Genomic DNA, 25,960 nt, shown 5'->3' with positions numbered 1-25,960 from the left:
TTTATAAATTAAACAGCCAGCTGCCCCTGCTGCAACATTGACTTCATTCGCTGAAAAGATTCATTTCCGTATTTACTTACTTTCTCGTTAAGCGCGATCAGATCCTTTTGTGATTCAGAAAAAGTTTCCATTATCTGATTCATTAATTCCGTTATTCTGTCCAGTAATACTAAATCTGTATCCATATCTGCACGATGCCGGGTAATATCTGCCTGTAACACACCATTCGTTACAGAACTGATACCGTTTACAATTGTTGATGACATCATCATATTAATCAGCACGGCCTGTATTTGAGCAAAGAAACTTTTTATTGCCGCCTGCATCGCTTCTGACGCAACCTGAGCCGTAACCTGCCCTGCAATAGCGCCTATTGCTGAAGCCACCGCCATAAATAATGCCGCTACCACAATAACAGCCATCACCATTGCGGCAATTTCCATCACCTTCTCCAGCTTTTTCAGCTCTTCCGGTGATTTTCCTGCCGCTTTACCAACAACCATCGCAACGTCTTTAATAAATTTTTGGATGACTTGTACCAGTTTGGTCACCGGCTCCATCACTTTTGCCATAATATCAGGACCACCCGCAGCTTTTACAATTTCACTGATAATTGTCATAATAACAATAACCGCAACCAGTGCTTTTGCTAATAAGCCACCTGTGATCACAGTTAATACCGCCATAATTGCAGTGATCAGAGGTCCCAGCCATTTAAATAAAGTTTGCAGGAATTCTGCTTTTTTTATTTTTGCAGTAATTTCTGCTGCATCTGTATCTGTCTTTACCTGCAATGCCAACTGCTGTAACCTGGCTAATTCACGATCATTATCCAGTTTTTGCTGGGCTATTTGATCACGTAAATCGGCAAGTTTTCCCATAAGAACAGCGAGTGAATTATTATACTCCGACGTATTCTTATCATTCATATTGATCAATGTTTGTGCCGAAAACAAACACTCTTTCGCTGAGGACAGTATTTCTGCCGTACCGCGTAACATATTTAATTCAAATTTAAGTGAATTTATTTTTTCCGGCTCTGCTATCGGCACTTTATTTTTTACTTTCGGCAGACACGTAATACTATCCAGAATATCACTGAGAATACATATACTGTCATTACAATCAGTATTATTCCCTGCAATGACATCGTTAACACTATCAATATTTACTTTGCTTTTAAAAAGAATCTCAAAATCATTTTTTCCGTTTATTTTCGTCCGTTCAGCGCCGGAAAAGAACATTCTGATATCATCATGATCCGGATTTTGATCCTGAAACACATCGAAATAATATTCACACAGCTCATTAATTAACTCAGATAGTGCAGACGCGTAACTATCAATCTCTTTATTAAGAACATTTTCTTTCTGTGGAGACCACATACTTTTCAGTATATTACTTTTAATACTTTCATTTATATCTGAATTGTTAACCTGCTCATCAAAAAGATTATCAGATAACCGTGAAAACAGCTCATTAATCGACATTCTTTTCTCAGCGGCTTTATCGTCATGCTGTTTACCCGTCAGATTTCCGTTAAGCTGCGGCTTTGTTTTTTTCGCGCTTTCCCTGTTGTATCGAGCCCCCAGTTCTTCTATGATTTTCTCAGAATGAGAGATATCTTCCTGTTGATTAGCGACTTTACTTTTCTCTGCTTCATCAATTTCCCCGGCTAAAGCGCCGGTAACATTTAACTGTGCTGATTTAATTCCTGATACATCCATGTATTCACCCTTTTTAAATACGTAAAAAACCTTTTAACTCCTGAGTTAATTCACTTATCATAGTAGTAATCACTCTGAGCATATTATCGTAATTGCTGTTGATCGTGTTATAGCGCTGAGAAAACTCATCAAGCGTCATTTGGAATTCTTTTTTTATTCCATCCATAATGGTATTATATGAACTAATTTTACCTTGATCTAACGGCCATTCCTCATTTATTCCGGACTCTGCTGTTTTAAAATAGCTGTCATTTAATTTAGCATTAAATATGTCACTGGTTTTTTTAATGCAGATTCGTATAAAGAAGATATCAAAGAATAATCATCATTAATATGATTAAATTTCTTTAATTTATCCATTGATTGTTCGAAAAAAGAATTAATTTCGTCATAATTTTCTTTTTTTATAGGAAACTCAAGCCATCTGAATAATGCCTCAGGCATTACCATAACATCAACCATTCCTGTTATTCTTACTAAATTACCATTACTGTCTGTTTCTGTATTTATTTTTTTAATAACCTGGGTTCCTGATACCGGGTTTTTCATAACAGAAAAAAAATATTCCATTTTTTTTACTGCATTGTCATAACTAACTCCGGAATCAATTAATTCCCCGTCAATATATATTGAACAATTGTCTATTCCACTATTTGCATCTATTTCAAAGCGTCCTTTATATATTGAGCAATCATTCTTTTTATCATTCTTTAAATCACCGGTTACAGGGTAATAATCCATTAACGCTTTGTGCAGATTACAATAAAATAAATTCTGTCTGAATTTTGTTCTTTTACCATCGTCAATCACTCCCCGGGAATATTCACCATAAGAGCTCAATAATTTTGTTAGTGTTTTATAAAATTCCGTATACTGACTGAATCCATTGCGGTAACACTTCACATTTATATTATGTCCATACCTGGAGGCAACATCCATTTTGTCGACAAAATACCCAAAAGTAACCATTTCTTTTTTTAAGAAAAAATATTGGATATCTTCCTGTACATTCCTTATTTTATCTGCAAGTTTATTTTCCGTGGTCAGAATAAACTTTTGAATATATTCAACATTTATTATTTCATTATATTTACCCAATTCTATTAATGCTTTTTTTTCTGTTATCATTGGATCTGACAAAGCTGAGTTTATTTCACATAATTCATTATAAAAAAGAGTCAATATTTTATCATCAACTATAATATTCGATACATCAGAAGCCTTCACATCAAAGCTTTCATATTCTTCTGCGTTAGTTTTATTTTCAGTCAATGGTATACTGGTCGCAATATTATGATAGTTATTTATGTTCACAAATTACCCTCCAGAATTGATATATAATCTAATGATTGCTCTCTTTCATTATCACTGCATGACATTGAAAGACATTTTTTAAAACTGGTAATGGCTGAGTTTTCATCACCAGAAAATAAGTAACTCTGACCAATATAAAACCATGCTGATGCATTACTTTCATCCAGACTAATTGCCAGTGAATAAAGATTAATGGCTTTCTGATATTGTTTCTGAACTTGTTTTACTGCTGCCAGACCGAGCAAATAATTAACATTACTAAAATCATATAAACACAGAGATCTGAATATTTTTTCAGCCTGCTCAATAAGGCCTTTATCATAATAATCACAGGCTAAAGAATAAACATTACTAAAATCATGGCCTTTATCCTGTTTGAATATATCTGAAAATGCCCCGTTTTCCAGAGACAAAAAGATATGTTCCACAAGTGATTTTATATCTGCATTAATACTGTCATCCATAACAATTCTCCTTAATAATATCCGATTATCAAGTCAGACAATACTATCTGATTGCACTGATAATCACTTTCATAAAATACGCCTCAGTATCTTCCTGTCAGATACACATTAGTGCAGCTCACTATCAGCAAATGCAGCCTGTTCTGCCTCATTCAGCCAAAGTAAGAGATCGAGAAATTTATCCAGATCATTATCAATAATGGTGTCAAAAACATGGTATTTTCTGAATAACGTCCGCGCCAGACGAATATCTCTGGCCACCGGCACCTTGTGTTTCTCAGCATACCGGCGGACTGCCAGTGCGTATTCACCCTTCCCTTTAACAGTGATCAGCGGCATAACGCCATTTTCCGGATCAAGATAAATTGCGACGGCAATATGAGTCGGGTTAACCACCACAACATCTGAATTCTTTATCAGTGCTTTGGTTTCCGCATTCAGCAGCTCCCGGTGCTGTTGTTTACGCGCAGATTTTATTTCCTGATTACCTTCGCTGTTTTTATACTCTTGTTTAACTTCATGTTTTTCCATTTTCATATCATTAAAAAAGAAAAAGTATTCAACGATATAGTCAATTACCAGTAATGGCAGTAATAGGAGGATGAAGATAAAAATATAACGGCCGGTAAAATAGAGAAAACCGTCACTTACTTCAGAGAAAGGAGCCATAATTAACTGATAAATATCTCCGGTGTACAACACAATAAATATATAACCCGCCGATAAATATACAATCAGTGAAATAAGCGCTTTAACCAGGTTTTTCAGTGATTTTTTGGTAAAAATACGTTTAAACCCTGCAATCGGGTCAATTTTCTTTAAATCAAATTTAATCGCTTCGGTAGCAACTGCAAAGCGGGTCTGCATCAGTGAAACAAAACTGACGCTCACGCCGCATAACATAATCAGCGGTAATACCATCTGAAAAAAAATATCCGATAACATCTGAATATACACCGGGAGAGACAGATGATTTACATTGCGTAATACCGTCTGATAAAAACGGCTGAATGCTGACCAGTCAGCAATATAAAGCAGATACGCTATACCTGTTGCATAGCCGGTTGTGGAAAGTAATTCTTTATATTTAAATGAATTCCCTTTTTTGGACTCATCCTGTAATTTTTTACTGGTGGGTTTTTCTGTTTTTTCAGCCATCACTCCCCCTGAGAAAGTATGTTACCGGAGAAGTATCAAACAGTACCGTCACATCCGTTACCGTTGTGCTGCGAAACAGCAGAAGCGCGAGCAAAAAAGCAATAATACTTTTTATTGAAAGCGATAATGAAAACGGATTCAGCTGTGAATTATACAGTGCCAGAATGCCCAGGCTGACCTCTGAGATAAATAAAATAATCAGTACCGGCATACAGAACAACAAAGAGAGTGACAGACTGTTTGTCAGCCAGTCAAATACTGCCTCGTACCGTATTTCCGTCAGCAATGTCCCGGGCGGTAATAAATGAAAACTGTCCAGGAGTGAGGCCACCAGTAATACCAGACCATCATTGAGCAGAAAAAAAGAGACGGAAAACAGGTTCATAAAGGTGGAAAACGGCGAAGCATCTGTCCCGGTTGTCGGGTCAGCTGTATCACTGATGTTAGCCCCCCGCTGGTTATCAATATATTCACCAAAAGCAGCAAAAATAAAGAACGGTGTACTGTAAATCAGGCCCATCACAGTGCCGGCAATGATTTCACTCAGCACACTGAGTAGTGAAATATCCCCGCCGGAATGGCTGTTATTGCCGCCAAGGCACAAAGCCAGGATGCAAATTACAATCCCCCGCGAGGTACGGCTGAGAATAAATTTATCATTCAGAAACGGCAGAAAAGAGAATGCCGCAAATAACCGCACACTGCTGAGCAGAGCACTCTGGAGCAGATCATGAAACCAGAAGAATAGCAGCACCGGAAATTAACCTGCTGCCGTTGCACTGAGCGCCAGTGAAAACATTTCGCGGGCATAATTAAGCATGGAATCCCCCAGCCAGGTGAGCTGCATTAAGATACAGATAAATACAGCAATCAGTTTCAGCCCGAAGGGCAGTGTTTGTTCCTGGATCTGGGTAACCGTTTGCAGTAACCCGACAGTCAGCCCCACCACAGTGGCGACGGTCACCGGCAGCAGCGATAACATAATCACCAGATAAATCCCTTTATCCGCTGCATAAATAGCATCCATGTTAAATATCCATAAGTTCGAGATACTGAGACACCAGACTGGTTGATAACAGCGACCAGCCATCCAGCGCAATAAATAAGATCAGTTTGATCGGCACCGACAGTGTCACCGGGCTCATCATCATCATCCCCAGCGCCAGCAGAACACTGGATACCACCAGGTCGATCACGATAAACGGCAGATAGAGATAGAAGCTGATCAGAAAGGCCGATTTGATTTCCCCCAGCGCATAAGCCGCCAGCAGGGGAAAAAAGGCAATCTCACGGGCATCTGTCAGTTCCGGGTCCGTATCTTCATCAACGCCGGTTTGCGCAAAAAAAGATAACAGTGGTTTGTCCGCATAACGAAAGAGATAGTCCCGGTAATCCTGCAATCCCTCATCCGCAAAGCGTGACAGTGATTCCGGCTGTGATAATTCCACCGGATTTTCAGCCACATAATGGTACGTTTTACTGACCAGCGGAAACATCACCACCATCGCCAGAATAAAGGCAACGGCATTGAGTACCATATTTGACGGTACCTGCTGAACACCCAGTGCATTACGCACCATCACAAAGACAATGGAAAATTTCAGATAACAGGTTCCCGCCGCCAGAATAAACGGTAAAACGGATGCCGCGGCCAGCATCAGCATCATCGAAACAGCGCTGTCGGTCATCATTCACCCTTCTGAAAGATATGATGAATTTCGACTGCGTACTGCTCTGCGATACGTACCAGTTCCCCCTGAGCAAAGCGCTGTCCGTTAATTTCCAGCATAATCAGTTGATTATCCGCTGCCGGCAGCGCCAGTTTATCTCCCGGCTGCAATGCCGTCAGTTCAGACAGCGGAAACACCCTGCGGTACTGCAGAAAATCCACCTGAACCGGTATTCTGCTGCTGTCAAACACCGTGTTTTCCGGTGCGGAAACCGGCTCTTCCGGAACAATCCCGCGCGCAGTGATAACCGTTTCGTCCTGCTCCTGCTTCAGTGTCATCTGAAAATAGCCTCCTGCTCTCAGAAATCGCTGGTTTTGTGTAATGAAAAGGACATCACCTTCAGTGATCTGCTGAATCACCCCGGTAAATGTCCGGGTTGACCCCATATAAATCCCGGCATTTACCGGAACAGACAGATCCGGTGTCAGCGGTGTTCCGGTAATATCAAACCGGCCTTTCGCACCAATCAGACAGAAATCAATCCCCTCTTCGCTGAATGTAAGCTTACGGGTACGATCTGCCGGAGGTATTCCGGTACTGAGTTCCGGGAAATAATATTCCGGTGAGAAAAAAGGCAGCCTGATCTCTTTTTTATGCTCATTAATCAGTTCAATCAGATATTTTTCAGGAATGATTTCCCACGGAATGGTATTTTCACCAATTAAATAATGGAGAAATGATTCCACATCAATTAAAACATCCAATATATTCTGTGTATTAACCAGTCGGCAATAAATAACACGCCTGTTTATTTCTTTTTTCTCAGGAAGGTAACAGCTCAGATAATCCATTGCCTGATATGTATCATAATACATTTATTTTATCCGTCTATAATATATCAATATTATCAATTCCATTTATATTTACTATGGATTTCAGACGCCGGTTAAGGGGTTCTGAACCGGTTTCCAATTTAAACCGCCCCGGTTTTTCCCGGTAAATAAGTACTGGTTCCGGCGGCTGATGCTTCTGCCTAAAATAATAAGAACAATAATAATCAGGACTGCTGCTTTCCGGGGAACTCCGGGGGGGTCCGGTATGGCTGGTGATCTGAGATGTTTTTTCCTGCGCATATTGCCACAACGGAAGATGCTTTCTTTCCGGGGGAACATCGGAAATCCGGAAAACAGAAAGTTCCGGCAGCACGGGAGAAATAACCTGCGCCGGGTTGGCACCGGAGTCAGCACAATCGCTGCCCGGCCGATATTCCGCCGGAATACTTTCTGCCTGAACACTTTCTGCCTGAACACTTTCTGCCTGAACGCTTTCTGCCTGAGTGCTTTCTGCCTGAATACTTTCTGTCTGAGTACTTTCTGTCTGAATACTTTCTGTCTGAACGCTTTTTACCGGGATTATTTCCGGTTTTTCTGCTGATATCACATTAGCAGGGATTTTATCAGATCGGGTATTTCCCGTATTTTCACATAAATCATATTGAGAAATATTATTCTGATAAACAGTATTTTTTATCTTATCCGGTGATAATGCCGGTATCAGTGTAACATCATGCCCGTTCCGGGAATGACAATCACTATTTTTTATCTTCAGCAGACAATATAATTTATTTCTATAATAATATTTATCATTATTAAATTGCATTGGCAGACAGATTACCGGAACCGTATCTTCATACTGTTTATTTCCCTTCTTTTTTATCATCCCGGGTAATAAATTGGCTATCTTTTTATCAGCGAAATTATCACAAAAAACGGATGCCGGCTTACTGCAATAAGATTCAATATCCATTATGGCTTCCTGTTTCTATTTATAACATTAATCTATCGCTCACTATATAACCCGAACTTAATGATTTTCTTTTTCAGGCTGATTATCACTTTATGACTTTCTGCAATATCATCCGAAATTTGTTCCAGCTGAAGAGACGATTCATCAACCCGGACACGGACATCCAGAATTTGTTTGCGGTATATTGCCTGTTTGCGGCGGCGTTCATTCAACTCTGTATAAGATAATAATCCGCGGCACCCGAAATCAATAATTTGCTGCTCTAACCCATTGATTAACAGCAAGAGTTTATCTTTATTTTCCTGTTCCTGCCGGTGACGCTGGTGCAGTTGTGCCAGTGCCGCCTGAGCATAATGCTCTTTCAGGCTGAAGTGCGCGATCAGTTGCTGCAATTCATTGTGTGAGTTGTTCAAGCAACCTGCCTGTTTCGCCCGGAGCAACGGATTCCGACGGTGACTGACACAAAAAATGACGCATCGGTAACGTCAGTTCAACGGCTTTGTCATTCTCTGCATTCAGTCCCGCTTTATATTCCCCGAGCTCCACCAGCAGTTTCAGTTCATTTTGTTTAGCCAGCAGTGTCCGGAAGCGTCCGGCCGCTGTCAGATGCCCGGGAGAGACAATCTGCGACATAACGCGGCTGATACTGGCCGGTATATCAATCGCCGGGTAATGATTCTGCATCGCCAGCCGCCGGGAGAGATAAATATGCCCGTCGAGAATCGAACGTACTTCATCGCCAAAACCATCCGGCTCATTCTCACTATCAAGCAAAACTGTATAAAACGCAGTAATTACCCCGGTTGTCGTGGCGCCGGGTCGTTCCAGCAGTGCCGGTAACTGCTCAAATACTGATGCCGGATACCCCAGCCGGACAGGAACTTCACCGGCACTCAGTGCCACATCCCGTAATGCCCGGCCATAGCGGGTCAGTGAATCAACAAACAGAATCACTTCTTTCCCTTCGTCACGGTAATATTCCGCCAGTGACGTTGCCACCAGTGCTGCATTACAGCGATCCACTGCCGGTTTATCCGATGTTGAGCAGACCAGAATGCATTTTGCCGCCTGCGGACTGCTGCGCAGCTCGTCAATCAGTTCGGTCACTTCCCGCCCGCGTTCGCCGATCAGGGCGATGATGAAAATATCCGCCTGCGCATGCGTAATCAGCATATTCATCAGTACCGTTTTACCGCACCCGGCACCGGCAAAAATCCCCAGCCGCTGACCTTTTCCGCAGGTCAGCAGCGCATCAACCGCTTTCACACCGGTCGGCAGAATCTCCGTGATACGCTGCCGGGACAGCACATCAGGTGCTTCGCTATTGACGGGGCGTGAGATAACCCGGTTATCCGGTTCTGTTATTTCACTCAGCCTGGCCAGTGTATTACCGGAGGGATCAATCACCGAGCCCGGGATCTGCGGTGTGAATGTCAGTGTCACCGCGCTGCCGGTCGGTGCGATAACGGTTGTCAGCGTCAGCCCGGATGCCTGTCCGATCAGGCTCAGCAGGGTATTGTGCTCATTAAACCCCACCACCTGAGCCCGGCCGAGCAGCACCCGGCAGGATAAATCCTGCCACAGCAGACAAATTTCCCCGATAAAGACATCCGGCAGCGGTGCTTCCAGGTAGTATCCGCGGATATGCACCGGGAATGCCCGCCGGCTGAGTAATGCATCAAGCATAATCAGCTTCTCAGGATCAGCGCATGACACTGCTGACTGAGACGGACAAACTGATCCAGCGCCTGCACAAATGACTCCGCACCGCTGACAGCAATGCTGCTGAAGCAGCCGACCAGCTCCGCACCGTCATCCGTCTGTCGCAGCGCCGGTAAGCCCGGACAGAACAGTGCGGTCGGCTCTTCTGTCAGGATATCCAGCAGTGCGCCTTTGACGTCCGGCAGTAATGCCGGTAAATCTGCCGCCAGCGGTGCCCAGATAACCGGATACTCATCAACCACCGCAATATGAATCACCTGCTGTTCCCCCAGTGATAATGAGATTGTTGAGTGGTTATCCAGCATGGCGGTTTCCGGCACCAAATCGCCGCGCCCGATCAGTTTCATTCCTTCTGTTACCAGTGTTGCAAGATCCATCTTCCGTTTCCTTTTTTATGACATTAAACAGAGTCAATCACCGACACCTGTGCCGACGGCACAATTTCAGAGAATGACAGCACCGCGATCCCCGGATAATGCAGTTCTGTCAGTTTTCTGACAAAACGGCGGATATCCATGGCCGTCAGTAATACGATATCCTGCCGGTGCTTCAGCGGCGTCATCACCAGTGCCATCGCATCATAGAAATGATCAAGCTGCGCCGGTTCGAGATTAATAAATGTTCCGCCCGCTGACTGGCGTATTCCCTGACGGATCATTTCTTCCAGCGGGTTGGACAGCACCACCGCCCGCAATACCTGATCACAGGCAAAGTGCTCTGAGATATAGCGGGCCAGATGGCTGCGGACATGCTCAGCCAGTACCAGCGGATCTTTCTCTTTCTGGGCCCACTGCACCAGTGCGCCAAGAATAATTTTGATATTGCGGATGGATATCTGCTCTGCAATAAGCCGCTGAAATACATCGGCAATACGCTGAACAGATAAATAGCGATAACACTCTTTCAGCAGCTCCGGATATTTATTTTCCACATTATCCAGCAGTGTCTTGGTTTCCTGGATGCCCAGTAACTCCTGAATATTTTTTGTCATTATTCTGCTGAATTCATTAAAAAATACGGTAATACCATGTTCTGTTCCCATTCCGGACGCCCGGCATACCTCATCGTATTTTTTATCCGTCCAGACTGTTTTTTCGCCATCTTCCGGCGCAATAATCTCAGATTCAATATTCAGTGAATCAAACGCATCATTAATTTCAGTGATTCTGTATTTATCCGGATAACTGTAAATCGCACCGGACTGAATCTCATTGATTAAAACCACCGCTTTATGTTCCGGTATTTCCCGGCTGTAATTGATAATAATACCGGGTAAAAAGAATCCGTAGCGGAACGCAAATTCCTCCTGTAACCAATCCGTTATCTTTTGTTTTTCAAACAAAGACTGATAACGGTTGTGAAGAGTGATGATCAGCGGAATAGCTTCATTATTTTCTGCCGTCAGTCCGCGCGGGGCAAAATCGCCCGCAGACGGTGCAGATGTGGCCTGAGAACGGCTGCCTGAGCGGCTGTCAGAGCGGCTTTTTGCCGGATCAGATGCCTGTGTCTGCTTATTTTGTCTGAGGCGCATTCCGTAAAACAGCATCAGCCCGCCCGCCAGCAGACCGAAAACACCGGCCGGAAATCCCGGCAGCATTCCCATACATAATGCCAGTATGGCAGTGACTATCAGGGTAAAGTCATGGGAAAACAGCTCTCTGACAATATTGGCCCCTAAATTCTGATTGGTGCCGCTGACCCGGGTGACAATAAACCCGGCGCTGATAGCAATCAGCAGCGCCGGGATCTGCGCCACCAGACCATCACCGATCGTCAGCAGCGTGTACGTGCTCAGTGCCTCACTGAACGGCATCGACATTTGTGCGACACCAATACCGATTCCGCCGGCAAAATTCACGAAAATGATGACAATACCGGCGATTGCATCCCCTTTGATAAACTTCATCGCACCATCAAACGCACCGTACATCTGGCTCTCCTGCTCCAGCTCTTTACGGCGTTTACGCACTTCTTCGTTATCAATCAGACCGGATTTCAGATCCGCATCAATACTCATCTGCTTGCCGGGCATACCGTCAAGGGAGAAACGCGCCGCCACCTCTGCCACACGCTCCGAACCTTTGGTAATGACAATAAACTGCACCACCGTCACAATGGCGAAAATAACAAAACCAACCACAATATTTTCGCCGATAACAAATTCACCGAATGACTGAATGATATTCCCGGCATCCGCATCCAGCAGGATCAGACGACTGGTGCTGATCGACAGTGCCAGCCGGAATAGTGTGGTGATCAGCAAAAGTGCCGGAAAAGAGGTAAATCCCAGAATCCGGGTAATATAAAAAGAGAGCAGTAACATCAGGATAGAGATCACGATGTTCAGGCCGATCAGAAAATCGACCAGCATTTTCGGCAGCGGAATGATCAGCATGGCGATCACCATGACCATAATCAGCAGTACCGCGATCTCCGGCCTGCTTTTGACCGCATTAATAAAAGTTGTCAGCATAGCAATCCATTGCCGTAAAAGTTATAAGATATTAATAGTTTTGCTCATAAGGGCTTTCAGAAAAGAAACCACTTCCGCTTTCCCTGCTTCCTGCAAAAAAAGGGCCTCCGGTATCTCACCAAAAATCACAATCAGACGCTGTAAAATACGCGGCCTGTTTTTGTCATCTTCTGCCGCCGCCAGCAATGATTCCGTTTCTGTCTGAAATGCGTCATGGTCACCCAATCCGGAAATCAGCAACTGATTCATCCGCGGTTCATCCGCCAGCACCGGCTCTGTGCAATCAAGAGAGGCAATTTTCTGATGAAACATATCATTCAGTGAAATAAGCTGATTCAGTGTATGCAGGCGGGTAGTCAGTTCCCCGAACTCACTGTGATGGCTGCAACCCGGCAGAGCGGCCGCCATGTCACACACCAGTGAGTCACGGACATAATTCAGCAGACTTTTGACACGGCTTTTCCGGTATTGCTCCAGCCACACTTTCCACAAATACAGAATATCGAACTTCCAGCTGATATAGCTGCGGTACACCATTCTCAGCTGCGCGCACTCCAGTTGTGTCACCGGTGCATACTGACGGATTTTCAGTGCGATATTGATTCCGGCACGGGTTTCCTGTGCATATTCGCCATAAAGTAACTGCTCAATTTCCGCATCAATTTCAGCCGCTTCTTCCGCAGAAAACGGCAGTTTGCGCAGCAGGCTGCGCAATGCCATCACATAGTCGCTGGGGTCCGGAAACAGGTTGCGTACATAATCAAGAAACTCACGGACAGAGCGTCCGGATGCGGCAAACCACTTTACAACCCGATCCAGCTTTGTTTCCGTCCCCTCCGCGCCATTCTTCTGCTCAGATGCCGGTAACTGACTGATATGATCTTCTTTCCCGTACTGCCGCCGGTTAAACTGTGACAGTGCCATGGCCATATCATCCATCACATCCATCATCTGTTCGGCATGGTTTTCTGTCTGGTTTTCCGCCGGGCGCTGCTCCGCAACCGCTTCACCCTGCGGCTTTTGTGGCACAGCTGACGGATGAAAAGTAACAGTACCGGGTAAACCATTTATCATCTCAATAGTCCTGCTTCAGTTTTTGCATCATTTTAATACCTTGTTTATTCTCATTATTAAACGGAATATGTCCGGTAATCTCTGTATCACTGAAAAAATCCTGCTGAAGAATACGGGGCTGTAATAAAAAAAGCCGGACCATTTTTTCTGTCTTCACTGATTCAAACTGAAACAACCGGCCTGCCAGCGGAATATCCCCCAGCAGCGGAATTTTCTCGTTATGGCGCCGGGTGTTTTCCCGTGTGTATCCGCCAATCAGCAATGTATTTCCCTGGGCAACCCTGGCTATCGTACTGATATTTGTCCGGTTAATGACCGGTAAGGCATCTTCGCTGCCGGTTCCGTCAGCTTCTTTTTTCTGTGCGCCGTCTTCCAGATCAATGATCATCTCAACGGATTTTCGCTGGTTGGCTATCCGCGGAGTCACACTCACCTTTGTGCCATACGTGATACTCTCCAGAGATGACATTCGTTCTCCCTGTAACTTGCTGTAAAACGTAGTGTTATTATCAAAAATAGCAGGGGTGTTATCCTGAGTCAGAATAATCGGCCTGGATACCATATTGGCCTGTCCTTTCGCTGACAACGCCCTGATTTTGCTGAAGAACGAAAAACCGGTGAACTGATTAAGCTCACTGAAATTAAACGCGATTTTCATTTTTCCTGTGCCGTAATCGGCCTGCCAGTTGATCCCCAGCTGATCAGCTTCATTTTTTGATACATCAATAATCCACAGTGATAATTCGATCTGCGGTTTTGCCGTATCCAGTTGTTTTATCAGCTGATTGATTAAATTCAGCGCATTACGCTGACCTTTTAGCAGCAGACTGTTTTCTCCCTGCAACGGTACAATCCGCACCCGTTCTCCTCCCAGCCAGACAGTTTCGGCAGGCTGAATACTTTCCTGCTCTGCATCCTGCGGCACCAGCCCGGTTTTTGCCGCAGGCCCGGAATCCAGTAACTCCCGCAATGCTGACGCCACCCCCGGCAAGATCAGACTTTTCCCCCGCGACGTTATTTCCCTGTCCTGCACAAAACTGTTCTCCAGCTTAACGAGCTGAATATGTTCATTTTCCGGTGAAATACCTTGTTCCTGCACACTGTGCTGTGCCTCAAGTGCATCCGCAGCTGACCGGATAAGGCTCAGATAGCGCGGAGGAGCCGTGATATACAAAATCCGCTGCTGCCGATCAGAAGTCAGCGGATATTGCGCATCAAACAGCCCGGTTTGTTTCAGAAAGGCAGTCAGTTCATTGCGGGTAATGGCATTCAGCGTCAGCATGGACGACTCAACTTCATTGCTGCTGTAAATATAGAGAGTCCTGTTTTCCCGGTATGACACCAGTGACAGGGTCTTCAGCATCTGCGATAACGCAGCCTGCGGGTCCGATAAATCAAAAGTGCCGGAAATTTTCTTCTTTTTCACCGCATCCGACGAAATAATCATGACATCTAACCGCCCTGCCAGCGCATCGAAAAAATGATCCAGCCGCGTTTCTTTCGCCACATACTGCTCCTGAAGCGGCGGTTTTTTTTCATATAACACGACCTGTTCCGCCATCACCGGCAGAGAAAGCAGACAGAAAACAAAACAGATCAGCCTCCCGGTGCTATTTTTTAACCGCATGATTTAAATTCCTTATTTTCCGGGGAGACATACCAAATAATATTTTGATTTCATTTGAGAAATGGGATGCCGAGCAATAGCCGTTATCTGCCGCGATACGGGTCAGTGAGTGTTCTTTTACCAGGATATCCAGCACAGAAGCCACGCCGCGCCAGTGCCGCAGCTGATACTTGCTCTGATTACCGATATAACGCTGACACAAACGCCTGAAGTGGGTACCGGACAGCCCGTAGCGCTGGCTGATATCGCGGATATTACTATTTTTACAATCCGCGGCACTGATCAGATGTTTTATCAGCCAGTAATGTTCAGAGTGACGCAGCGTATTCAAAAACGTTTTTATCTCGCTGTTTTCATTCAGCATCTCACAGACAACCCTGTATTCCGGATTGTCCGCATCTCCCTGAACAGAAAAAATCACTTCGTAATTCTGACAGACTGTATTCTCTGTCATTTCATCATTATCTTTTTGTGGTAAATGATAATGACAGTCCATAAATGCCAATAATTTTATGCATTTTGAAAGCGGAAAACAGTAATCTGCCTGCTCACCACCACTGCATCCACCTGTATTATATATATCATTATAAATATATATCCGACTTATCTTTTCCATATGAATTCACATCATCCTTTTTATACGAATATATAATAATTACGCGTGCAACATTAAACACTTATTGAACAATATAAAATTTACAAGTGAATTTAAAATATCAAACCAATTTTTACTACCATTTTTTTATAAAACTCACTACCATTTAAAAAAATGGGCATCCGGATAATCACGAATTATAAAACATACAAATTCATCACCTGGGATAATTAATGAAAAAATTATACAACATAATAATAATGGGGGATTCATCCGGAAAAGAAATAACATTGCCTTCCGGTAAATATCATATTAATAATAACGATACTATTGAATCTGATGAAGCGCTGATACCTTTGTCTCTCCCTGTTCCTGATTCATCACTGTACTGTATCGAAATAGAATTATATGAGAACTATTATTATGTTTCCTGCATCACACACAGTAACGACGTGATAACGATGGATATCTGCTATAACACGCCGTTTTCTTACCAGGGAAGACCTTTTTTCGCTATAAAAGAACAACATGACACCTGGAACAAAGACATACTGTCACTGAAAGGAACAACCGGGCACCGCAGACTTTCCCGGCGATCTTTTTTTTATGCCGCACTGATATTATCGGTCATACTGACAGCAGGCTTCATATCCGGGAAGAGCAAAAATGATACAGATAAAAACAACCATACGATAAATCATGAATATATTATACTCAGCCATATAAATAACAATGAATACATTATAAAAAACAATAATATTCTTATATTTACACCAAACGAAAAAAACATTAATAAAATAAGAGATGAGCTGCCGGGATATACCATTTATTCAGTTAATAAATCAGACATAAAAACAGATAAAAATGATATTATTACTATGCCTGACCTTAATAAAAGAAAAGAAATCATTTATATACACAATAAAAACAAAACTATTAACCCGGAAATACTGACTATCCCTGATGAGTTCAGAGACGACATTACCATCAAAACATTATCATTCAGTGATATTGTTAAATTAATAAATAACCGGTTCGGAAAGACATCAATCCGGTATTCTGTCGTGAAATCAGGAAACACCATTTTCATTTATGCTGACAAAAGGAGAAATAAGGAAACAGACGATATTATTAAGGATATCAATACCACGATATTCTCATCACCGGAAAACACATTAGTACAGTACAGGGAAATCACGCCCCGCGAAATGCTTCCGGGAGTATATGGTTCAGTAAATTACATTCACCTGTCTGATAACCACACGAAATTTATCTCTGATAATAAATAAGGATATTTATGCCGGATATTGCCAAAAAAAATGATGCCATTACATTCACCACACTGACGGCGCAGTTTAAGTCACCGATTCATGAAGACAATGTAAAGCTGAACACTCTGATGAACAATTTACAGTCGGGTAATAAAGACACCGCCAATGCTTATGATATGGCGATGTTACAAGCCTGTTCATCATCACTGAATATTAAGTGCTCCGCCCTCTCGGCAATGATTCGCCAGCACAAAGAAAACCTCTCGACACCGATCGGCAATATGCGCTGATTTATGACGTAAAAAATGACAGGAAAGCCGTATTTTTCTTTCCTGTCATTGCCCATAAAAAGGATTTTATGATGTCATCAGTTAATCAGATTTTACCTGTTTCAAACATCACCGGTGTGACGGAGTTACTGTCCGATCTCGCCGGCCGGGAACAATCCGCTCACCGGAACCTGATATTACCGGGGAGTACCGGACAAAATCTTCACCGGAAAACACAGGCTCTGGCCTCAGCAAAAACGGCTGCTGACACCAGCGATGTCATGATGATGCTGGAAAACCAGGCGGTGATGGCCAAATGGCATACTGAGATCAGCTTTTATTCACGTATGCTGCATCTGACCCTGAATGCCGCAGATACGGTGATTAAGGGACAGTGATGCGCAGGATATTGTTTATACTGATAATAACCGGAATGAGCCTGCTGCTTGGCGGCTGTAAAGACGGTACCATTTTGTCATCGCTGAATCAGCGTCAGTCTAATGAAGTACTGGCCGCACTGCACAAACATCAGATTCAGGCAATAAAGATCCCGCAGGGAAAAGGGCTGTTTACGATTTCAGTGCCGGAAGAACAGAGCCGTCACGCCATTCATATTTTGCAGGAATACCACCTGCCCAGTAATGAACGAATCGAAATTGCAGGCATATTTCCGTCGGATTCACTGATTGCCTCCCCGCAGTCAGAAAAAGCCCGCCTGATTTCCGCTATTGAACAACGGCTGGAACAATCGCTGCTGTCGTTTGACGCAGTTACCGAAGCCCGTGTTCATCTCAGTTATCCGCTGTCCGGGCCCGGAAGTGCTAAAAAACTGCCGGAAATCCCGCGGGCTTCAGTACTGATTTATCATTCAGGGATTGAGGATGAAGTGCAGTTCACCCGGGATATTCAGCTATTTGTGATGAATGCCTTTAACGGACTGAATGATGAGACTGTTTCTGTGATCCTGTATCCGAGAAAACCGGTGATATCCCTTCCGCCGCAACCGGAAAGCACGGGCCTGTCACCCTTTCTCCTGTTGTTTCCCGCCGGTTTAATGCTGGCAGTCACCGGTTATTTCCGACGTGCGCAACTGCGGGCATTTCTGATGCGGCAGAAGGTAAAACGTCATGAATAACCGGTTTGATATACAGGGTGCGGTTACCCGGGTGATGTACCAGCCCGCGGATTATCTGCACAGCAGCCGCTTATTTTCCGGACTGCCGCCCGCAGTACAATCGGTGTCATACCGCAGAATGCAGAATGCCGCCATTATGGATTACTACCGGCTGCCGCATGAGCAGGATTTTGATCTCTGTTCCCCGCTGACGATCCCGCTGCTGCGCCACTGGATACAACTTCCCGCAGTCTGTCACTATCTGGATAGTCTTATCCGTCATGTTTATGATCTTCCCGGTGAAACTGAATCTGATCGGTCACAACAGGCATTTCTGTCTCTGTGTCCTGTTCTGTCACTGCCGGCATGGCCGGAAGCACAGACACTGCCGGATATCCCGGCTGTTCTGCCGGGCCTGATCGCCATGACACAATTATTATCCGGTTTTTCCCCCGCACTGGCGGCCCGTTTTCAGCTGATGACAGATGCCTCTTTACCGCAGGCAGACATACAGTTGCCGCAACTGCCCGATTCCCTTTTACCTCTGGTATTACATTATGTGCCGTTTACTGCCTGATTCTCTGCTGTCACACGTCAGACACGGCGTGCTGATCAAGCACCGTCATATCTCCGCGCTCTGCCGTCTCACTGACCTGACGCGGCAGGCAAACCATCATGCTGCCCGCCTGATAAAACAGGCTGAAGACAGGGCTGAACAACACCGCAAAGCGGGATTTGATGCCGGTTTTCAGCAAGGTCTGGCGCAGGCAATGCCTGAACTGATGCGGGTGATAAATGAATATAAATGGGTTATTCATCAAAACCTCGCCGGCGCCATTTCCGGCCTGGAAACGGAGTTATCTTCATTTTTTGATGATACCGGAATACGTTTTAAGCTGATTCACCAATTAGTTGAACAGTTTTCCGCAGAATGCGAATGTGAATTAATGCTTCCGGCAGCGCTTAAAAGTGTAATGGCTGAATATCCGGATATTGCTGTTCCGGTTTCTTTTCACTTTAATCACAACGTCATATTGCGTACCGGTAAAAAGTTGCTTTATCTGACACCGGAAACGTTTGCACATGAAAAAATATCGCAGATAAATGCCGGTATTGTTTCCGTAAATTCCGTATCTATTCCCGGTGATTGCTTATAATGATACAAAACAGGATAACAACAATGAGAACAGATGTAACAACCGGAAAGCCGGAGATAATACATAATAGTGATGACGGGAAAGCCAAACGATTGCATGACTGGCTTATAAAAAATTACAATAAAAAGGAGGATGTTTATCTTGGAATGCAATTAGAAGGTATCGATAGCGATAATACCGGTAACAATATTCAAGAAAAAATAAAGTTATTAATTGCTATTGAAAATAAGTTAATTAAAAAACCAGAATATTCCGATACAGAAATGCGCAAATCAGTAAGCCAGGTTGGCGGAGACATTGTTAACTACCATGCCTTTTACCAACAATATCTTCTTAAGATGGTAAATCAAAAACAGTTAGGATTAGCACCGGATGTACTTTCCGCTGATTTTGACCAGGATAATAACAAAGACGACTGGCTTACTGCACTTAGCTGATAATATCTGTTATATCAAAGCAATAACAACAGGAATAATATCGAAATTTAAATAAATTGTTTGCCGTTCAGTAAAACAGTCTCTGCTCTGAACTGATTTGAACGCATCTGAATATGCGGTTCATGCGGATGTTCTGATGCTTCAGCTTTACCGCTGAGGAACCATTCGATCGGCGCATCTAATAATTCAGATAATTCAATAAGATGATGGAGACTGATTTTACTGACACCGCGCTCATAACGGTTAAATTGTTGCTGACTGATATTCAGTTTTTGCGCTAATTTAACGGTTACAATCCCGAGTTCTTTACGTCTTGATTGGATTCTGTGGCCTAAGACTGCATAAAAGTCGGAAGTTTCCATAATGTCTACCTATTTTCTCTATAAGTCGTGAATTCAATTAAGTAAAATTACTTAAAAGCTATATTTTTATATATTAATTTTTTGAATAAAAACAAAGTACTTCTCGCGAAATACTAAAAATTATGAATACTACTGCCTTAATCATGACGTAACATTTAAATTTAGTTTAATATCAATGTCACAATTCAAAGAAGTTTCATTGTCTCTGAAAAATAAACAGATTTATCTGAAATCCAATGAAAATGCTCAATCAGTTTTACCGGCTGAGCCAATTAACGATTAAGCGCCACAAAAAAAACGGGAGAATCTTTATTACGATATCAAAATTTAAAATCACTCTGAATATTTAAGACAATTCCCTAAACAAAATAAGACAGGGGTTATTAACTAGTCACATAAAGATAAGCAATATTTCTCGTATAATTACTTAGTCTATTTATGATTAATTTTTTCCCTGTCCTTTTATACTATCCGTAGCATCCGTCAAAATAGTGAGGAAATGTAAATCAGGATGTCTGATTATATACTAATCCATCCTCTGACCACGATTCTTTGATCTAACCACATAAAAAGTGAAATAGATCACATGTAACGAAATATCTTTCACCAATCTACATCAATTTGGTGATTAAGGTCACATTTTGACCGTCATTTTGTCTAAAAAAAAAGCTAAGTGACGAAAAAAAGACCATAAACAAACCAACCTGCCATCCACAGGATGAATTTATTGAAAAACCGGCAGTAGACACACGTATTTATCATTACGTATTTACACACCATCTGGTCACTTTTGTAATTATAATCATCTAATTATTTTTAGATAGACATCAGTTATGCTGCCCGGACAAAAAACTATTAAAAACTGACATTAACAGTGAGTAAGTGTTTCATGCTGTATCATGAAAATTTTATTTTAATAATAAGTTTTTATTCTCAACAAAAAAAGATATCCAGCAGGATATTGTAGTATCCTCCTTATAATTTGTAACTTACTTGTTGTAATTGTAATTTTTTATTTATTTTTTTTCACTTAATCTTTTACTTATGTCAGGATAATTAAAATTATTTCAGATACATATCAATAAGTTAAATATAAATTGATATAGAGCAATCGTTATTTATACTACTAAATAGGTATAATGACAGACATCACTTACCGGTATTTTGTAAAATAGCTTATTGATTAAAACCCTGTTTAATAATTAAAAATACTTTTATTCTCCTGCTTATATATTATCGCAGGGAAATCATTTGGGTTATGTCACGTTATTGCAGGTATAAAAAAAGCACCTCTGAAGGTGCTTTTTATTGATACGTAAAATTAACGGCCGGCTTTCAGTTTCTGATAGTAGCTTTCATAAAGTACACTGGCGTCACCCACATCATCCTGCCACTGCCCTTTACGGATAGTTTCTTCATCCGGATAAAGTGATTTGTCATTCACAATCTCAGCCGGAAGCTGTTTTTTCGCCGCAAGATTCGGTGTCGGATATCCGATAGTCTGCGCGACCTGCGCTGCGATTTCCGGACGCAGCAGGAAATCAATCAGCTTATGCGCCCCTTCCGGATTTTTGGCATTGGCGGGGATGGCCAGGCTGTCCATCCAGAAGATACCGCCCTCCTCAGGCCAGACGACATCAATATTCAGGCCGGACTGACGCGCCACATAGGCCGAACCGTTCCAGATCATCCCGACATTCACTTCCCCTTCCATAAACGGATTGGCCGGGTTATCGGAGTTAAAGGCTAAAATATTCGGACGCAGTTTTTGCAGCTCTTTATACGCCTGCTCAATTTCTGCCGGATTAGTGGTATTCGCAGAATAGCCCAGTTTGCTCAGCGCAATCTGGAACACTTCACGGGCATCATCAGTCATCAGCAGACTGTTTTTATAGTCCGGTTTCCACAGATCCGCCCAGGAGGTCACCGATGACGGATCGACTTCATCACCATTGATACCGATAGCGGTTGCACCCCAGATATAAGGGATCGAATAATCATTTTCCGGATCGAACGGCTTGTGCAGCAGATTCGGGTCCAGGTTATCAAAGTGACTCAGCTTTGATTTATCGATCTTCTGTAACATCCCTTCATGGCGCATTTTGGCGACAAAATAGGTTGAAGGCACCACCAGATCATAAGCCCCGTCTTTGTAGGTCTTCAGTTTGGTGTACATGCTTTCATTGGATTCATAGGTAGAGTAAATCACCTTGATTCCGGTCTCTTTGGTAAATTGCTCTAATAACCCCGGCGGAACGTATTCCGTCCAGTTATAGAAATAGAGTGTTTTACTGTCATCTGCAGATGCTGAACTCAAGCCTGCTGCCAGAATTCCGGCACCAAGCAGCAAGGACCACTTTTTCATTTCAGTGTTTCCCTCAACCCGGGTTAATCAGTGAATATCACAGGCGGTAACGCCCCCTTTTTTAATTAAGCAGAGCAATTATAAAAGCGGAAAAGCGGGGGGTAAAGCAACGATTACGTCATAAAACGGTAACAGAATTGAAAATCCGGCCGCAATGCAGGATTATTCACAAAATAAACCGGCGGGCCGCTGTAAGGCCGCGCCGGTAACAGAAAGGTTACTGCTGCTTGTGTGAGCGGTCACGCAGCACAAGCTGGCTGATAATCACCATAAGCAGCGAAAGTGCCATTAAAATCGTGGCCAGCGCATTCACTTCCGGTGAAACCCCGACTTTTACCATCGAGTAGATTTTCAGCGGCAGAATCTCATAGCTTGGTCCGGTAACGAATGAGGACACCACCACATCATCCATCGACAGGGTAAAGCTCAGCAGCCAGCCTGCAATCACCGCCGGTAAGGCCAGCGGCAGGATAATTTTACGCAGAATGGTAAATTCCCCGGCGCCCAGGTCACGTGCCGCCTCCAGCATTTTTACGTCAAAATCTTTCAGTCGTGAATAAACCGTCACCACAACAAACGGCAGACAGAAGGTAATGTGTGAGAACAGCAGCGACCAGAAACCGAGCGATACCCCGAGGATCATAAACAGTACCAGCAGGGAAATGGCCATCACGATATCCGGCGACATCATCACCACAAACAGCATACCGCCGACAAACGGTTTTCCTTTGAAGCGGTAACGGTACAGTGCCACCGCGGTCAGTGAACCGATAACTGTGGCAAATGTGGCTGACAGAATCGCCATCGTCAGTGAATGCCCCGCGGCCTGTAACAGGCTGTCATTATTGACCAGCGTGCTGTACCAGTTTGTGGTAAACCCCTGCCAGTTGATCCCGAAACGGGACGAGTTAAAGGAGTTCACAATCAGGATGACAATCGGGATGTATAAATAAGCATAGATAATGGTCATAAAACCACCGCGTAACAGGCGTCCTATCATTCCAGTTCACCCTTCTTATTTAACATTTTTGCCGCACGGTAATAGACATACAGCAGCAGCCCCATTGCTGCGGTCAGGAAAATACTGGTTGCCGCACCAAACGGCCAGTCACGGATGTTCAGGAACTGACTTTTTATCACGTTACCAATCAGCAGGTTTTTCGCCCCGCCCATCAGATCCGCCACATAGAACAGCCCCATTGCCGGCAGCAGCACCAGCAGACATCCGGCAATAATCCCCGGCATGGTCAGCGGCAGAATGATACGGAAGAAGGTCTGAACTTTGTTCGCCCCCAAATCGCGTGCCGCCTCCAGTAAGGATTTATCAAGCTTTTCAATTGCGGAATAGAGCGGCATCACCATAAACGGCAGCAGAATATAGATAAGCCCGAGCACCACCGCTTCAGAGGTGTACATCAGCTTAAACGGCTTATCGATAAGCCCTGTCCATAACAGAAACTCATTCATATAGCCGCGCGTACTGAGGAAAATTTTCAGCCCGTAAATGCGGATAAGGGAGTTGGTCCAGAACGGCACTATCAGCAGGAATAACATCAGCGGACGATATTTCTGCGGCATCCGGGCAATAAATGCCGCAAACGGGTAACCGATCAGCAGACAGCAGATAGTCGCAATGACCGCCATGTTGAGCGAATGCAGCATAACCTCAGCATACATCGGGTCAAATAACCGGCGGTAGTTGTCGAGGGTAAAGACCATATCAACCAGATTCGCGTCATTGCGTGTCAGGAAGCTGGTGCCGATGATCATCAGATTGGGCAGGAAAACAAACAGCAGTAACCAGGCGACAATCCCCGTGATCACGATAGTCTGGAATGGTTTACGCGTCATTTTCATCGCCCAGCACCACCTCCCAGCTTTCGACCCACGTGACCGCAATTTTCTGATTCAGAGAATGATCCACATCCGGATCGTCTTCATTAAAGAATTCACTGACCATCACCCGCTTACCGTTTTCCATCTCCACTTCGGAATCCAGCGTCATGCCTTTATAGTTACGTTCGCGGACGTAACCGATAAGTCCGGCAATCGGTTCATTATCGTGGATCTCTTCAACGCGCAAATCTTCCGGACGCAGCAGCACATGGACTTTCTGCCCCGGCCTGACATCCAGAGTGGTGTAAATATCACATTCGTGACCTTCGACATTGGCGCGGATACGGTGCTCATCGATTCTGTGCAGAACATCCGCATCAAAGATATTAATCTCACCGATAAACTGCGCCACAAACAGGTTTTTCGGTTCCTCGTAGATTTCACGCGGTGTGCCGTCCTGTTCAATTCTGCCGTCACGCATCACAATAATGCGGTCAGACATGGTCAGCGCCTCTTCCTGATCGTGGGTGACAAATACAAACGTGATCCCCAGCTTGCGCTGAAGAGCTTTCAGTTCACTCTGCATCTGTTTGCGCAGCTTGTAATCCAGCGCGGAGAGGGATTCATCCAGTAACAGAACTTCCGGTTTATTCACCACCGCACGGGCAATGGCAACACGCTGCTGCTGCCCGCCGGAAAGATGACCCGGTTTGCGCCCGGAAAAATCTTCCAGCTGCACCATTTTCAGGGCATCGTCCACACGCTGTGTGATTTCATTTTCCGGGGTCTTCTGCATACGCAGCCCGAATGCCACGTTTTCAAAGACCGTCATGTGCGGAAACAAGGCGTAGCTCTGGAAAACGGTATTGATATGGCGCTGTTCGGCAGGGATATGGGTGATATCCTGGTTGCCGAGCATAATTGTGCCTTCATCGGCATCCTCAAGCCCGGCGATCAGACGTAAAACCGTGGTTTTACCGCATCCGGACGGACCCAGAATGGTGACGAACTCACCATGGTTAATTGTGAGGTCGAAATGATTAATTATGTTCTTGTCATCAAAGCTTTTGCTCAGCCCTTTCAGGGTGACAAGTGGTGTCAGAGAGGTTGTCTCAGTCATTTATGCTATTCACTCTATCCCGGAGGTCATGCAGATAGAACCGTAACTGAAAAAAGACTGTTAAAGCAGATTGGTCTACTTATGGCCAATGCCCAAAACCAGTTACGCCGTCAAAAAAAGAAGAGGGCATAATAAACACAGCGACCTTAAAATGAAAGCTGAAACGTCATCACGCCACTAATTTTTTGTTCATCTTTATTCATACATATCTTAACAATCATCCCCCTGATTGAATGCATTTTCAAACAGGAATGCGATCTTATTGTCCGTGCGCAATATCTGCCTTTTTGGCGCTGTAAACTATTAAAATAAATCCATCCTTAGGTAAAACCTATCACATCGATAGCAGCAAGCCATTGGCCTCCCTGCGCCGCTTCCCGTATTGTTATTTTCAACGAA

Annotated in this window: 28 protein-coding genes; 7 read left to right on the top strand and 21 right to left on the bottom strand. The window is 43.8% G+C overall.

Annotated elements, in window-relative coordinates:
* Nucleotides 1-8 precede the first annotated feature (8 nt).
* The 15 genes from R5268_RS00260 to R5268_RS00190 form a co-directional block, all read right to left on the bottom strand.
* Complete coding sequence (locus R5268_RS00260) at nt 9-1,727, bottom strand: hypothetical protein (RefSeq protein ID WP_317418569.1); 1,719 nt, start codon at nt 1,725-1,727, stop codon at nt 9-11.
* Nucleotides 1,728-1,979: 252 nt separating this feature from the next.
* The gene (locus R5268_RS00255) at nt 1,980-3,041 is read right to left on the bottom strand and encodes a hypothetical protein (protein WP_317418570.1); all 1,062 of its coding nucleotides are present in this window, start codon (nt 3,039-3,041) and stop codon (nt 1,980-1,982) included.
* A complete protein-coding gene (locus tag R5268_RS00250) occupies nt 3,038-3,505 on the bottom strand; it encodes a tetratricopeptide repeat protein (RefSeq protein ID WP_218454675.1) in 468 nt (155 codons plus the stop codon). The genes R5268_RS00255 and R5268_RS00250 overlap by 4 nt, the downstream gene beginning before the upstream one ends.
* Nucleotides 3,506-3,613: 108 nt before the next feature.
* Nucleotides 3,614-4,663, bottom strand: a complete 1,050-nt coding sequence (locus R5268_RS00245) for an EscU/YscU/HrcU family type III secretion system export apparatus switch protein (RefSeq protein WP_317418571.1) — start codon at nt 4,661-4,663, stop codon at nt 3,614-3,616.
* Entirely contained in the window at nt 4,656-5,417 is a 762-nt protein-coding gene (gene sctT, locus R5268_RS00240; protein ID WP_317418572.1) for a type III secretion system export apparatus subunit SctT, read from the bottom strand. Before sctT ends, R5268_RS00245 begins: the two co-directional genes overlap by 8 nt.
* 6 nt (nt 5,418-5,423) lie before the next feature.
* Nucleotides 5,424-5,690, bottom strand: coding sequence for a type III secretion system export apparatus subunit SctS (gene sctS / locus R5268_RS00235; protein WP_317418573.1), 267 nt, complete (start codon nt 5,688-5,690; stop codon nt 5,424-5,426).
* A gap of 1 nt (nt 5,691) precedes the next feature.
* Nucleotides 5,692-6,354 carry an EscR/YscR/HrcR family type III secretion system export apparatus protein gene (locus R5268_RS00230; RefSeq protein WP_317418574.1) on the bottom strand — a complete coding sequence of 221 codons (663 nt, stop codon included), beginning with the start codon at nt 6,352-6,354 and terminating at the stop codon, nt 5,692-5,694.
* On the bottom strand, nt 6,351-7,097 hold the full coding sequence (locus R5268_RS00225; protein ID WP_317418575.1) for a FliM/FliN family flagellar motor switch protein: 747 nt from the start codon (nt 7,095-7,097) through the stop codon (nt 6,351-6,353). Before R5268_RS00225 ends, R5268_RS00230 begins: the two co-directional genes overlap by 4 nt.
* 1,074 nt (nt 7,098-8,171) lie before the next feature.
* A complete protein-coding gene (locus R5268_RS00220) occupies nt 8,172-8,552 on the bottom strand; it encodes a hypothetical protein (RefSeq protein ID WP_218454679.1) in 381 nt (126 codons plus the stop codon).
* Nucleotides 8,533-9,825: a type III secretion system ATPase SctN gene (gene sctN, locus R5268_RS00215; protein ID WP_317418576.1), complete on the bottom strand. Its 1,293-nt coding sequence runs from the start codon at nt 9,823-9,825 to the stop codon at nt 8,533-8,535. The genes R5268_RS00220 and sctN overlap by 20 nt, the downstream gene beginning before the upstream one ends.
* 2 nt (nt 9,826-9,827) lie before the next feature.
* Nucleotides 9,828-10,238 carry a Type III secretion system protein BsaR gene (locus R5268_RS00210; RefSeq protein ID WP_182105540.1) on the bottom strand — a complete coding sequence of 137 codons (411 nt, stop codon included), beginning with the start codon at nt 10,236-10,238 and terminating at the stop codon, nt 9,828-9,830.
* A 23-nt stretch (nt 10,239-10,261) separates the two neighbouring features.
* Complete coding sequence (locus tag R5268_RS00205; RefSeq protein WP_317418577.1) at nt 10,262-12,334, bottom strand: EscV/YscV/HrcV family type III secretion system export apparatus protein; 2,073 nt, start codon at nt 12,332-12,334, stop codon at nt 10,262-10,264.
* 21 nt (nt 12,335-12,355) lie between these two features.
* On the bottom strand, nt 12,356-13,408 hold the full coding sequence (gene sctW, locus R5268_RS00200) for a type III secretion system gatekeeper subunit SctW (protein ID WP_317418578.1): 1,053 nt from the start codon (nt 13,406-13,408) through the stop codon (nt 12,356-12,358).
* Between the two features lies 1 nt (nt 13,409).
* Nucleotides 13,410-15,035 carry a type III secretion system outer membrane ring subunit SctC gene (gene sctC / locus R5268_RS00195; RefSeq protein ID WP_317418579.1) on the bottom strand — a complete coding sequence of 542 codons (1,626 nt, stop codon included), beginning with the start codon at nt 15,033-15,035 and terminating at the stop codon, nt 13,410-13,412.
* Entirely contained in the window at nt 15,019-15,489 is a 471-nt protein-coding gene (locus R5268_RS00190; protein ID WP_247716691.1) for a helix-turn-helix domain-containing protein, read from the bottom strand. Before R5268_RS00190 ends, sctC begins: the two co-directional genes overlap by 17 nt.
* A gap of 374 nt (nt 15,490-15,863) precedes the next feature.
* Here R5268_RS00190 and R5268_RS00185 point away from each other — a divergent pair, with 374 nt between their 5' ends.
* The 5 genes from R5268_RS00185 (at nt 15,864) to R5268_RS00165 (ending at nt 18,861) form a co-directional block, all read left to right on the top strand.
* On the top strand, nt 15,864-16,919 hold the full coding sequence (locus tag R5268_RS00185) for a hypothetical protein (protein WP_317418580.1): 1,056 nt from the start codon (nt 15,864-15,866) through the stop codon (nt 16,917-16,919).
* A gap of 8 nt (nt 16,920-16,927) precedes the next feature.
* Nucleotides 16,928-17,191 carry a hypothetical protein gene (locus R5268_RS00180; protein ID WP_218454684.1) on the top strand — a complete coding sequence of 88 codons (264 nt, stop codon included), beginning with the start codon at nt 16,928-16,930 and terminating at the stop codon, nt 17,189-17,191.
* A 68-nt stretch (nt 17,192-17,259) separates the two neighbouring features.
* The gene (locus tag R5268_RS00175) at nt 17,260-17,568 is read left to right on the top strand and encodes a hypothetical protein (protein ID WP_317418581.1); all 309 of its coding nucleotides are present in this window, start codon (nt 17,260-17,262) and stop codon (nt 17,566-17,568) included.
* On the top strand, nt 17,568-18,305 hold the full coding sequence (sctJ, locus tag R5268_RS00170; RefSeq protein ID WP_317418582.1) for a type III secretion system inner membrane ring lipoprotein SctJ: 738 nt from the start codon (nt 17,568-17,570) through the stop codon (nt 18,303-18,305). Before R5268_RS00175 ends, sctJ begins: the two co-directional genes overlap by 1 nt.
* Entirely contained in the window at nt 18,298-18,861 is a 564-nt protein-coding gene (locus tag R5268_RS00165; RefSeq protein ID WP_317418583.1) for a hypothetical protein, read from the top strand. Before sctJ ends, R5268_RS00165 begins: the two co-directional genes overlap by 8 nt.
* Nucleotides 18,862-18,871: 10 nt before the next feature.
* On the opposite strand, the gene R5268_RS00160 is transcribed toward R5268_RS00165, so the two are convergent.
* Nucleotides 18,872-19,039, bottom strand: a complete 168-nt coding sequence (locus R5268_RS00160; protein ID WP_317418585.1) for a hypothetical protein — start codon at nt 19,037-19,039, stop codon at nt 18,872-18,874.
* 15 nt (nt 19,040-19,054) lie between these two features.
* Here R5268_RS00160 and R5268_RS00155 point away from each other — a divergent pair, with 15 nt between their 5' ends.
* Both R5268_RS00155 and R5268_RS00150 read left to right on the top strand, forming a co-directional pair.
* Nucleotides 19,055-19,441: a hypothetical protein gene (locus tag R5268_RS00155; protein ID WP_317418586.1), complete on the top strand. Its 387-nt coding sequence runs from the start codon at nt 19,055-19,057 to the stop codon at nt 19,439-19,441.
* A gap of 23 nt (nt 19,442-19,464) precedes the next feature.
* Nucleotides 19,465-19,878 carry a hypothetical protein gene (locus R5268_RS00150; RefSeq protein ID WP_317418587.1) on the top strand — a complete coding sequence of 138 codons (414 nt, stop codon included), beginning with the start codon at nt 19,465-19,467 and terminating at the stop codon, nt 19,876-19,878.
* 47 nt (nt 19,879-19,925) lie between these two features.
* On the opposite strand, the gene R5268_RS00145 is transcribed toward R5268_RS00150, so the two are convergent.
* The 5 genes from R5268_RS00145 to potA all read right to left on the bottom strand — a co-directional run bounded on the left by R5268_RS00145 (nt 19,926) and on the right by potA (nt 25,561).
* A complete protein-coding gene (locus tag R5268_RS00145; RefSeq protein ID WP_046895268.1) occupies nt 19,926-20,240 on the bottom strand; it encodes a helix-turn-helix domain-containing protein in 315 nt (104 codons plus the stop codon).
* Nucleotides 20,241-21,561: 1,321 nt separating this feature from the next.
* Complete coding sequence (potD, locus tag R5268_RS00140; protein WP_046895266.1) at nt 21,562-22,605, bottom strand: spermidine/putrescine ABC transporter substrate-binding protein PotD; 1,044 nt, start codon at nt 22,603-22,605, stop codon at nt 21,562-21,564.
* 217 nt (nt 22,606-22,822) lie between these two features.
* Nucleotides 22,823-23,605 carry a spermidine/putrescine ABC transporter permease PotC gene (gene potC, locus R5268_RS00135; RefSeq protein ID WP_046895265.1) on the bottom strand — a complete coding sequence of 261 codons (783 nt, stop codon included), beginning with the start codon at nt 23,603-23,605 and terminating at the stop codon, nt 22,823-22,825.
* Nucleotides 23,602-24,462 carry a spermidine/putrescine ABC transporter permease PotB gene (gene potB, locus R5268_RS00130; RefSeq protein ID WP_046895264.1) on the bottom strand — a complete coding sequence of 287 codons (861 nt, stop codon included), beginning with the start codon at nt 24,460-24,462 and terminating at the stop codon, nt 23,602-23,604. The genes potC and potB overlap by 4 nt, the downstream gene beginning before the upstream one ends.
* On the bottom strand, nt 24,446-25,561 hold the full coding sequence (gene potA / locus R5268_RS00125) for a spermidine/putrescine ABC transporter ATP-binding protein PotA (protein ID WP_317418588.1): 1,116 nt from the start codon (nt 25,559-25,561) through the stop codon (nt 24,446-24,448). The genes potB and potA overlap by 17 nt, the downstream gene beginning before the upstream one ends.
* Between the last annotated feature and the right edge of the window lie 399 nt (nt 25,562-25,960).

The sequence above is a fragment of the Morganella sp. BCCO 40_0007 genome (genome assembly GCF_032989665.1).
Classification (GTDB): domain Bacteria; phylum Pseudomonadota; class Gammaproteobacteria; order Enterobacterales; family Enterobacteriaceae; genus Morganella; species Morganella sibonii.
The sequence above is the reverse complement of the archived record's forward strand: the minus strand, read 5'-3'. Positions and strand labels throughout refer to the sequence as shown.